At 64.1% G+C, this 11,160-nt stretch carries 8 protein-coding genes; 2 read left to right on the top strand and 6 right to left on the bottom strand.

Annotated elements, in window-relative coordinates; genetic code table 11:
• Nucleotides 1-4: 4 nt before the first annotated feature.
• Nucleotides 5-1,939, bottom strand: a complete 1,935-nt coding sequence (locus H0241_RS07440; RefSeq protein ID WP_235984159.1) for an NHL repeat-containing protein — start codon at nucleotides 1,937-1,939, stop codon at nucleotides 5-7.
• Nucleotides 1,940-2,449: 510 nt separating this feature from the next.
• Here H0241_RS07440 and H0241_RS07435 point away from each other — a divergent pair.
• Both H0241_RS07435 and H0241_RS07430 read left to right on the top strand, forming a co-directional pair.
• Nucleotides 2,450-4,042 carry an ABC transporter substrate-binding protein gene (locus H0241_RS07435; RefSeq protein WP_181056742.1) on the top strand — a complete coding sequence of 531 codons (1,593 nt, stop codon included), beginning with the start codon at nucleotides 2,450-2,452 and terminating at the stop codon, nucleotides 4,040-4,042.
• 6 nt (nucleotides 4,043-4,048) lie between these two features.
• A complete protein-coding gene (locus H0241_RS07430; RefSeq protein ID WP_181056741.1) occupies nucleotides 4,049-4,912 on the top strand; it encodes a hypothetical protein in 864 nt (287 codons plus the stop codon).
• A 5-nt stretch (nucleotides 4,913-4,917) separates the two neighbouring features.
• On the opposite strand, the gene H0241_RS07425 is transcribed toward H0241_RS07430, so the two are convergent.
• The 5 genes from H0241_RS07425 to H0241_RS07405 all read right to left on the bottom strand — a co-directional run bounded on the left by H0241_RS07425 (nucleotide 4,918) and on the right by H0241_RS07405 (nucleotide 11,158).
• Entirely contained in the window at nucleotides 4,918-5,853 is a 936-nt protein-coding gene (locus tag H0241_RS07425; protein ID WP_181056740.1) for an alpha/beta hydrolase, read from the bottom strand.
• Nucleotides 5,854-5,975: 122 nt separating this feature from the next.
• Nucleotides 5,976-6,758: a carnitinyl-CoA dehydratase gene (locus tag H0241_RS07420; RefSeq protein WP_181056739.1), complete on the bottom strand. Its 783-nt coding sequence runs from the start codon at nucleotides 6,756-6,758 to the stop codon at nucleotides 5,976-5,978.
• Nucleotides 6,751-8,829 (bottom strand): acetate--CoA ligase family protein, encoded by a 2,079-nt coding sequence (locus H0241_RS07415; protein ID WP_181056738.1) that lies wholly within the window; start codon nucleotides 8,827-8,829, stop codon nucleotides 6,751-6,753. Before H0241_RS07415 ends, H0241_RS07420 begins: the two co-directional genes overlap by 8 nt.
• Nucleotides 8,830-8,895: 66 nt before the next feature.
• Entirely contained in the window at nucleotides 8,896-10,059 is a 1,164-nt protein-coding gene (locus H0241_RS07410; RefSeq protein WP_181056737.1) for an acyl-CoA dehydrogenase family protein, read from the bottom strand.
• A gap of 4 nt (nucleotides 10,060-10,063) precedes the next feature.
• Nucleotides 10,064-11,158: a carnitine 3-dehydrogenase gene (locus tag H0241_RS07405; RefSeq protein WP_181056736.1), complete on the bottom strand. Its 1,095-nt coding sequence runs from the start codon at nucleotides 11,156-11,158 to the stop codon at nucleotides 10,064-10,066.
• Between the last annotated feature and the right edge of the window lie 2 nt (nucleotides 11,159-11,160).

Below are 11,160 nucleotides of genomic sequence, written 5' to 3'. Positions count from 1 at the left end.
CTCCTCAACGTTCGCAGCTGACGGCTGGGGTTCTGAGCGGCAAAGTCATCTTGCAGCAAGGGTAGTAGCCACCCTTGTCCTTATCGGATTGCCTGTAGAAGCAGAGCCCGACATCGACTGTGTCGCCCGGATAGTGGCCGGTGATGTCGATCGTGTAGGGCTTGCCGGGCGCATGCGACTGGGGTGATGTCACCCCGACGCCTGGCGTCCTGGACTGGGCTTTGATCGAATCGCCGCCGAAGCCGGCATGGTCATGGAGATAGAGGTCGGCCTCCAGGCCGCGAGGCGTGCAGTAGAACTGAACATCCTCGACATCGATGCACGGAGGCAGGTCGCCGGGCGGTGGGAAGTCTGGCGGATAGAAGGGCGGCAGATAACCGCCGGGGATTTCTTCATAGTAACCGGCACGGCCTTCGCAGGGGTGCCAGACCTCGACGTCGCCGACATGACCTTCCACTTCGGGGTCTTCGAAATAGCCGTCGAAATCGACGAACCACGAGCCGAAAGGCGGCACATTGGCCGGCTTGACCAGCGGCGTCGGCGTGATCTGCACGCCGTGCACGGCAAGCGGCCCGCCAACGGCGAGCTGGTCGGCAAGTGTCGGGTTGTCGCGCAGCTTGTCGCCGGTGTTGACCAGCGTGTCGGTGCACACACCGGTGTCGAGATTGCCGTCGGCGTCGTAGCCATATTGCAGGTCGAGGCCGCCGGCCGACTGCCGGTTGCCTTGCGGGAAGCCGACCGCATATTCCTGCGGCTCTTCCACCCACTCCGATTCCGTCGCCGGATCGTCGGGATTCTCGCGCCAGTAGCGGATGACCTCGCCTTTGCCGGAATCGGCGAACTGGCTGTAATCGTAGCGGTTTTCCACCGGGCCACGCTGCGCCAGGTACATGAAGCCCTGGTTGTCGAAGGCGATGTCGGTGACGGCGTAATCCTTGTCGGCCTTGACCGTCAGCTCCCAGCGCGGATCGCCGGCAAAGCTGCCGTCGCGGGCAATGCCCACCGACCAGATCTCGGCCTTTTCGCCGACCGAATAGTAAACCCGGCCGCCATGATAGGCGACCGCCCAGACGCGGCGTTCGTCCTGCGTGTAGCCCCAGCTGTCGGGGTCTTCCGAGTCGAAGGCCGCGCCCTGTATGTCCATCACCGCGCCGTCGTCGGCGACGGCTGCCAGCCCATGCGCCGGCCGCCCGGCAACGCCATGGTCGAACGTATCGATCAGCGTGCCGTTGGCGTCGATGCGGTGGATGAGGCCGGTATCGAGGTCGCTGGCGAAGAACTCGCGGTGATTGCTGTCGAAAGTGACGTCACCGATGCCGGGACCGCTGTTGGTGTCGATGTCGGTGAATTTGGAGACGGCACCGGTGATGCCGTCGATCTTCCAGATCGTGCCGGGACCGCCGCCGTTTTCGGTGCCGAACTGGCCGTCCATGAACACGGCGCCGGCTGTGCCGCGGCGCTGCCGCTCGGGCCGGCTGTCGGAATCTTCGTCAGCGGTGACGATGCGAATGCCGTGCAGCGAGGTGGCGCCGGCATAAAGGTTGGGGATGCCGGACGGAACGCCGTCGCGCACGCCGTCATCATAGGTGACGGCGAACACCTGGCCGATCTGTTCGGCCGTCACCTCGAAAGGCGGCGGCGTGTAGACGAGCTGGCCGGAGGCTGGTCCTCCCAGCGCCGAAACGTCGAAAACGCGCAAGGTGGCGCGCGTCGTGTCGATGAAGGTTTCGTCGACCGGGTCGACACCGGGCGGCAGCCCTTCGTCGAAATTGGGAATGACAGTGCCGGAAAATCCGGTCACGGCCATCGAGCCGGGATAGATGATCTGGGTTTCCTGCGCCCGGGCAGCTGTGCCCAACCAGAGCGTGGCGCTCAGCGCCAGGGCAAGCAAACCGCCGGCCAGTTGGAGCGAACGGCGAAAACCGCTTGGAGATGGCATGGACGTGCCGCGATCGCAGGACATAAAACTCCCCCCGAAGTTTTCGGGAGGAACATCCGGTCCCGCCGCGCGAGTCAGGGCAAGGCGCGGCGTTCCGGCACGTTCGTCCCTGATCGAATTGTCTGCTTTCCTCATCCTCACGATACGCCTGCTCCTGCGCAGGGTCAACGGAATCAGCCGAAAGCCCAGCGCATCGACTCCGTCCCGAAGGCGGTGGTCGCGCTGAGCTTGCGTTGGTCCCGGAGACCGTGGAGCCTCTAAGGTCCTGGTCATTGGGGGGCATCCTTTCCGGCCCCGCACCATGCGGCGCCTGGTCGTCAGTCGCAGGCTGGAGCGGAAAGGTTCATGCAAAACGGCGGCTGGGTCTGTCCGCCATTTCACAGAGGCGGCGAACGGCTCTTTGTGTCAGGCAACTCAGAATGGAAACCAGCCTGGCGCGAAAGAACTGGCCGGCTTACTTACCGTCAGTGCCGCCTTCTGCTAGCGTCTTCCCAACCCTGGGGGGGTACCATGACACGCAGGCATTTCGTTCTGTTGCTGGCCGCGCTTTTTCTATGTGCGTTGCCGGTTCATCAGTCCGTAGCCAAGACCTTGGTCTACTGCACCGAGGTCAGTCCGGACACGTTCGATCCCGCACTTGCCTCCGGCGCGCGTGACGCCTCGGCCACCGCGCTCTACAACCGCATCGTCGAGTTCGAGCCCGGCACCACCAAGGTGCGTCCCGGGCTTGCCGAAAGCTGGGAGATTTCCGACGACGGTCTCACCTACACATTCCACCTGCGGCGTGGCGTGAAGTTCCACAGCGTCGAAGGCTTTACGCCGGGCCGCGACTTCAACGCCGACGATGTGCTGTTCACCTTCGACCGGCAGGGCAATGCGCAGAACCCGTTCAACAATTATGCCAAACGCCAGTACATCTACTTCGACGGCATTGGCATGCCGGGTCTCGTCGCCGGCTGGCGCAAGCTTGACGACTACACCGTCGTGTTGACGCTGAAGGCGCCGCATTCGCCGATGCTTGCCGATCTGGCGTTGGATTTTGCTTCGATCGTGTCCAAGGAATATGCCGACATGCTCGTCACCGAGAAGCGGCTGCTCGATCTGGCGCTGAAGCCGGTCGGGACGGGTCCGTTCCAGCTTGTCGACTATCAGCAGGATGCGGTCATCCGCTACAGGGCCAATCCGGACTACTGGCGCGGCAAACCGAAGATCGACGATCTCGTCTTTGCCATCACCGCCGACGCCAGCATTCGCATGGAAAGACTGCGCGCCGGCGAGTGCGATCTCATGCCCTATCCAAATCCGGCCGACCTGGAGGCGATCGAGGCCACGCCCGGCATCAAAATCATGCGTCAGGAAGGCCTCAACACCGGATACCTCGCCTTCAACACCTTGCAGAAGCCCTTCGACGATCCGAAGGTGCGAAAGGCGATCGCCATGGCCATCGACACCCGGGCGCTGGTCGATGTCGTGTTCCGCGGCACCGGTAAAGTCGCACGCAATCCGCTGCCGCCGACCTCCTGGGCCTATGACAAGACAAGTCCCGATCACGTCTTCGACCCGGCTGCCGCGAGGCAAGCGCTCGCCGATGCCGGCGTCAAGGACCTGCACATGAAGATCTGGGCCATGCCGGTGCAGCGTCCGTACAACCCGAATGCGCAGCGCATGGCTGAGATGATCCAGTCGGACCTGGCAAAGATCGGTGTCAGCGTCGACATCGTCACCTATGAGTGGACGGAATACCTCGCCCGCTCAAAGGCACACGACCGCGACGGCGCCATGCTGTTCGGCTTCACCGGCGACAATGGCGACCCCGACAATTTCCTGTCGGTGCCGCTTGGCTGCGCCGGCGTCGGCACCACCAATCGCGCCAACTGGTGTTTCCCCGCCTTCGACAATTTGCTCAAGCAGGCGGCCGGGATCGTCGATCCCGCTGCCCGTGCGAAACTCTATGCGCAGGCGCAAACGATCTTCAGGGAGCAGATGCCGTGGATCGTCATCGCCCACTCCGTGGTCTCGATACCGATGCGCGAACGGGTGACCGGCTATGTCATGGACCCGTTTGATCACCATGATTTCTCGGGCGTCGACATCAAGGAATAGCGGCTCGTGGCGGCAGCGGATCTCGATGTCTATGTGGAAAGCCTGCGCAATTTCCGCCTGGTGCGGGGCTACTCCATAGCGCAGTTGCTGCCCTACCTGGAGCAAGCCGGATTGAAAGTCCGTCTGCTCGACCGGCCGGCCCGCCAGAATAGGGCGCCGGCGGCGCTGCTGCACATCGACCTGACCGTGGTCCCGCCGCCCTACCGCGACATCGGTCAACGCTACGAGCGCAGCATCAATGGCCGCGCGCTGTCCATCCACAGGTACCTCTATTCGACGCTGAAGCTGGAGGCCGGCGACAGCCACAAGGGGCCGGTTATCGTCAAGACCGTCCTCAACTCCAGGGGCCGGCCAGAGCAGCGCTGGTGGCAGCACCGCAACGGCCTGACCCGGAGCGCTCATGCCATCCGCAAGCTCTTCGAACCCGGCTACAAGGACCGCCTGTGTCCACCTTATCAAGTCTACCAGACGATCGCGGAGGTTCCGCCGGATGTATGGCGCAACGATCGCCTGATGGTCGAGAAATTCGCCTTCGATACACTCGACCTGCCCATCGTCAAGCATCGCTACATGTTCCTGCTTGGCGCCGAGATCAACATGCGGCAGGTCTTTGATGACGTCCTGTGCGCCGGCTCAAAAATACTAAGCAACGAGGTGGGCGGTGCCGTCCCGCCGGAGGTGCTGGCGGTGCGGCAAAGGCTCAATCTGGATTTCGGCGCCATCGACTATTTCATCGTCGACGGCAAAGGCATTGTCGTCGACGCCAACAAGACCGTCGGCTCAAATCCGGAATGGCTGAAGAAGAATCGCTTTCGCCAGGAGTTCAACGATCGCATGGCCGAGGCACTGATCGCCTTTGTCCGCGGCTGAGCCGTTCACCAGATCCAGTTGCCTCTGCCGAGCACTGACACCGCCTCGACGATGCGACTGAAGGAGGCACGGGCCCGGCCGACCGTGTGCCTGGCCCGGAGATAGCCGTGCACCAGTCCTGGCTCCTCGAACCAGGTGGCGTGTCCGCCTGCGGCACGGATGCGGTCGCGATAGGCCTCGCCGTCGGATGACAGCGGGTCGCACTCAGCGGTGATCAGCACTGTCGGCGGCAGGTTGGTGAAATCGGCGTCGGCCAGCGGCGACAAGGTGACGTCGCCGGTCCGATCCACACCGCCGGTGCGGATGTGCTTATAGAACTCGATATCGCGCACCGTCAGCATCGGTGCCTCGGCATGCGTCACATAGGAGCCCTTCGAACGGTCGCCGAAAAGGCCGGCATAAATCAACACCTGACCGACCGGCCTTTTGGCGTGACCGCGCGTCGCGTGGGCGACGGCGGCGCAGAGATTGCCGCCGGCGCTGTCGCCGCACAGCAGGACAGGTTGATCGTAGGTTTTGGCCGCCCATTCGAAGGCATGCAGCGCATCGTCGAAGGCGCCCGGGTGCAGATGCTCCGGCGCCAGGCGGTAGTCCACGGAGACCACCTCGAAGCCGGTGCGGGCACAAAGCTCGGCGCAGACATCGTCGTGGCTGTCGAGCCCACCGAGGATGAAGCCGCCGCCGTGGACGTAGAGCACCATCGCCGCCTTGTTCGGGGTAGCGCTGCGATAGATGCGGATCGGAATGTCATGCGCCGCAATGACGGTTGTTTCCGCGGTCACGCCGTCGGGATAGCCGGCAAAGAACTCGCGGCACATCCGGTCATAGATCGCGCGCTGCTGGGCAATGGTGTAGTCGATCGTGTCGGGCGGATAATAGGAATTCGTCCGCTCGATGAAGGCCCAGGTCTCGGCGTCGATGAGGGTTTTGTAGTCGGTCATGGAGCTCCTTTACCTCCCCCTTGATGGGGGAGGTCGCCGCGAAGCGGCGGGTGGGGTGGCGGCGCATCACCCCACCCCGGACCTTCGGTCCGACCCTCCCCATCGAGGGGAGGGTAAAGAGGCTACTTCCCCTTCCACACCGGATCGCGCTTCTCGGCGAAGGCGCGGAACCCTTCCATATTGTCCTCCGAGCCATAGAGCGCATCGACTGTCGCCAATTGCCTCCGCGTCACGCGGTTCATCGCGTCCTGGAAAGTCAGCGCCTCGGCCACCCGCGCCGTCTCCTTGATCGCCGCAAACACCAGCGGCGGGCCGCTGGCCAGCAGCCTTGCGATCTCCCAGACGCGGTCCTCGAGCTTGTCCTTGGGCAGCACTTCGTTGACCAGGCCCCAGCGATGCGCTTCCGCAACATCCATCCAGCGGCCGGTAAGCAAAAGGTCCATGGCGACATGGTAGGGGATGCGCTTCGGCAGCTTGATCGTCGCTGCGTCGGCCAGCGTGCCGGCGCGGATTTCTGGCAGCGCGAAGGAGGAATGGTCGGAAGCGAAGATGAGATCGCAGGACAGCGCCAGCTCGAAGCCGCCGCCGACCGCCATGCCGTTGACGCAGGCGATGACCGGCTTGTTCATGTCGCGCAGCTCCTGCAGGCCGGCAAAACCGCCGACGCCATAGTCGCCGTCGACCGCATCGCCACCGGCAGCGGCCTTCAAATCCCAGCCGGCGCAGAAGAATTTGTCGCCGGCGGTCTTGACGATGGCGACGCGAAGCTCCGGATCGTCGCGGAACGCCTTGAACGTCTCGCCCATCAGCCGCGACGTCTTGAGGTCGATGGCATTGGCCTTCGGCCGGTCGAGCGTGACCTCGAGGATCACGCCCTCGCGGCGGGTCGAAATGACGTCAGACATTCTTCTTGTCTCCCAGCACCAGCAGCGCGTCGGCGATCCAGGCGCCCTTGCCCTCGGCGCAAACGATCAGCGGGTTGATATCGAGTTCCTCGATATCGCCGGCGTTCTTCTGGACGAAGTCGGCAATGCCGGCGATGGCCTCGATGGCAGCAGCGACATCGGACTTGGGCCGGCCGCGATAGCCTTCGAGCAGCGGGAACAGTTTCAGGCGGCGCAACGCCGCCTCGATGTCGTCGCGCGTCGCCGGCAGCATCAGGGTGACGCTGTCGCGCAACAGCTCGACCAGCACGCCGCCGGTGCCCAGTGTCATCACGGCGCCGAACATCGGGTCGCGGGTGAAGCCGACGATCAGTTCGGCGACGCCATCGCGCACCATGCGCTCGACATAGAGCCCGGTGCCGAGCGGCAGCAGATCATGCGCCGCCGTGCTGACGGATTCGGCGTCCTTGAGGCTCAGCCTGACGGCGCCGACTTCCGACTTGTGGGTTACGCCGAGCGCCTTCAGCGCCACCGGGAAGCCGAGCGCCATCGACGAGATGACGGCCTCGACCGCATTGGCGGCGCGTTCGCCCTTCGGCACCGGCAAGCCGGCCTTGATCAACCGCTCCTTGGCTTCGGCCTCGTCGGGGGTGACATGGTCGCCTCGGGCAGCACCGGCTGCCGTCGTGTCGATCGACTGCGCCTGAGGCTCGGCCCAGGCCCAGCCGATGAAGGCTGCGGCACCCGCGGCGTCCATGGCTTCGGAGATGCCGAACAACGGCACCATGCCGCGCGCCATGAGTTCGGCGGTGTATTCCTCCGGCAGGTTCTCCGGCAGCGAGGAGACGATGGCGCCATGCGCCTTGTTGGTCTTCAGCGCCGATTCGAAGGCGCGCAGCGTCGCCCACCAGTCGGTGACCGAGCAGCGATCCGGGCGCGGGAAGTCGAGCACCAGCATGTTGAGGTCGAAGCCGCCCGACACCATGGCGGTGAAGGTGGCGGTCATCGCCGGCTCGTTGTTCCAGATGAAGGTGTGGTAGTCCAACGGGTTGGCGACCGCGACCAGCGGCCCGAGCGTCGATTTGACATGGGCGCGGTGCTTGCTGGTGAGCTCCGGGAAGTTGACCCAGCGCCCTTCGGCGCTGTCGGCCATGACCGAGGCTTCGCCACCCGAACAGCTCATCGACGACAGCCTGTAGCCGGGCAACGGTCCGGTGACGTGCAGCAGCTTCAGCGCCTCGATGAAGGCAGGGATGGAATCGACGCGCGCAATGCCGAGCCGCCTCAAGAAGGCGCCCGAGGCAGCATCCGAGCCGGCAAGCGATGCGGTGTGCGAGACGGTCGCCTGCCGTGCCTGCTCGGACCGGCCGACCTTCATGGCGATGATCGGTTTCTTCAATTCGCGCGCCCGCGCCGCCAAGCGCTCGAAGCCGGCTACCGAATCGAAGGCCTCGATGTGCAGGCCGAGCGACGTGACGCGCTCATCCTCGATCAGGCCGAGCGCCATTTCGGACAGGCCGGTCTGCGCCTGGTTGCCGGCGGTCATCAGGAAGGCGATCGGCAGGCCGCGCTTCTGCATCGTCATGTTGATGGCGATGTTGGAGGACTGGGTGATGATGGCGACGCCCTTGGCACCTTCGGGCAGCCTGATGCCGCCATGCTGGTCGGGCCACAGCAACGCGCCGTCGGCATAGTTGATCAGGCCATAGCAATTCGGGCCGATGATCGGCATCTGGCCGGCGGCAGCCACCAGTTCGGCCTGCAGCCGCTCACCGTCGTCGTCATAGGCCTCGGTCTCGAGAAAGCCCGCGGCAAAGCAGACGGCGCCGCCGGCGCCACGCTCGGCCAGCGCCTTGACCACCTCGATGGTCAGATGCCGGTTGACGCCGACAAAGGCGGCATCTGGAGCGTCGGGCAAGTCGGCAACGGAGCGATAGGCCTTGCGGCCGGCCACCTCGTCCTTGGTCGGATGAACCGGCCAGATTTCGCCGGCAAAGCCCATCTTGATCGATTGCGCGACGACGGCAGCGGCCTGCGCCCCGCCGAACACGGCAATCGACTTCGGGCGCAGGAGACGTTCGAGTTTATGCATGGCCATCTTTTCGTTTGAGCATGATCTTCTCCCCAAAACCGGACCCGGTTTGGGGTCCATCATGCTCTAAGCTCCGAACGGACGCAGCAGCGCCCGCGAAATAATATGTCGCTGAATCTCCGAAGTGCCTTCCCAGATGCGCTCGACGCGGGCGTCGCGCCAGATGCGTTCCAGCGGGAGGTCGTCCATCAGCCCCATGCCGCCATGGATCTGGATCGCCTCGTCGGCGACGAAAGCGAGCATTTCGGTAGCCTTCAGCTTGGCCATGGCCATGTCCTGATCGGTGACGGTGCCCTGATCGTACTTCCAGCCAGCTTCGAACACCATCAGGTCGGCGGCCTTCAATTCGGTGGCCATATCGGCGAGCTTGAACGACACGCCCTGGAACTTGCCGATCTGCTGGCCGAACTGCTGGCGCTGCGCGGAATATTCGATGGCATGGCCGAGCGCCCGCTCGGCGCGGCCGAGGCAGGTGGCGCCGACCTGCAGGCGGGTGGCGCCGAGCCAGGAATTGGCAACGTCGAAACCCTTATGGACTTCGCCGAGCACCTGGCTTGCCGGCAGGCGGCAATCGTCGAATTCGAGGATGGCGTTGGTGTAGCCGCGATGCGAGACGTTGCGGTAGCCGTCGCGCACCGTAAAACCCTTGGTGCCCTTGTCGACGAAGAAGGCGGTGATCTTCTTGCGCTTGCCACGCGGCGTTTCTTCTTCGCCCGAGGCCATGAAGACGATGGCAAAGTCAGCAAGGTCGGCGTGGCTGATAAAATGCTTGGTGCCGTTCAGCACCCAGTCGTCGCCGTCCTGCACGGCGGTCGCCTTCATGCCGCGCAGGTCCGAGCCGGCGCCCGGTTCAGTCATCGCCAGGCAGTCCCACTTCTCGCCGCGGATGCAGGGGAACAGGTATTTCTCGCGCTGCTCCGGCGTGCCGGCCAAGAGGATGTTGGAGGGCCGCGCCACGCAGGTCCAGTGCAGCGCGTAATTGGCGCGGCCGAGTTCCTTTTCGTAGAGCAGCCAGGTCACCGTATCGAGGCCGGCGCCACCGACATCGGCCGGCATGTTGGCGGCGTAGAGCCCGGCTTCGATCGCCTTGACCTTGATCTCCTCGATCAGCTCGCGGCGCAGCACGCCAGTGCGTTCGACCTCGCGCTCATGCGGGTAAAGCTCATTCTCGACGAACGCGCGCGTCGTCTCGACGATGAGCTTCTGTTCCTCCGACAGCCCGAAATCCATGGCTTCAGCCTTTCTTCTTTTTCTTCGGCTTTTCAACCTTCTTCACCGGCTTCGACGCCTTGGCCTTTTCGGCGGCCTTGGAAGCGGCCGGCTTCTTCGCCGCCAGCTTGGCCAATTGGTTGGTATAGTCCTTATGCAGCGCGCCGGCGCCCCAGCCCTTGCCTTTGTTCTGCTTCGACAAAGCATCCATGATCGCGACCAGATTGTCGTCGCGGATCTTTTCCAGCTCGCGGATCGACAGGCCGTGCGCCTGGTCGTCCGACTGGGTGGCGATCAGATCGACCAGCTCGTCGTTGAACTCCGGCACGTCCATCAGCTTGGTCCACGGCCATTTCAGGCACGGCCCGAACTGCGCCATGAAGTGGCGCATGCCGGCCTCGCCGCCGGCGACGCGGTAGACCTGGAACATGCCCATCTGCGCCCAGCGAAGGCCGAAGCCATAGCGCATGATGTCGTCGAGTTCCTCGACCGTGCAGATACCGTCCTTGATCAGCCACAGCGCCTCGCGCCACGCCGCTTCCAGCAGGCGGTCGCCGACAAAGGCCTCGATTTCCTTGCGAATGACCACCGGCTTCATGCCGATCGAGGCATAGATTTCTTTGGCAACTTCGATTGCCTCGGGGAACGTCTGCTCGCCGCCGACGATCTCGACCAGCGGCAGGAGATAGACCGGGTTGAAGGGATGTCCGACAACCAGCCGCTCCGGGTGCTTCTTCATCGCCACCTGCATGTCGGTCGGCTTGATGCCGGAGGTCGAGGAACCGACGATGGCGTTGGTCGGCGCATAGAGATCGATCTCGGCCAGCACGCGGTGTTTCAGGTCGAGCCGTTCCGGCACGCTCTCCTGGATGAAGTCGGCATCGGCCACTGCTTCGGCGATGGTCTTGGCGAAGGTGAGTTTACCTTCCTTAGGCAGGCCACCGGGAACCATCTGCTTGTAGGCGCGGCGGGCGCCCTTCATCACTTCCGAGACCTTGCGCGACGCCTCCGGATCGGGATCGAAGATCGACACATCGATGCCGTTGAGCAGCAGCCGTGCCACCCAGCCGGCGCCGATGACACCGCCGCCAATGGCGGCTGCCTTGTTGATGATGCTCATGG

Origin of the sequence: Mesorhizobium neociceri (genome assembly GCF_013520985.1) — a bacterium.
Classification (GTDB): Bacteria; Pseudomonadota; Alphaproteobacteria; order Rhizobiales; family Rhizobiaceae; genus Mesorhizobium; species Mesorhizobium neociceri.
The sequence above is the reverse complement of the archived record's forward strand: the minus strand, read 5'-3'. Positions and strand labels throughout refer to the sequence as shown.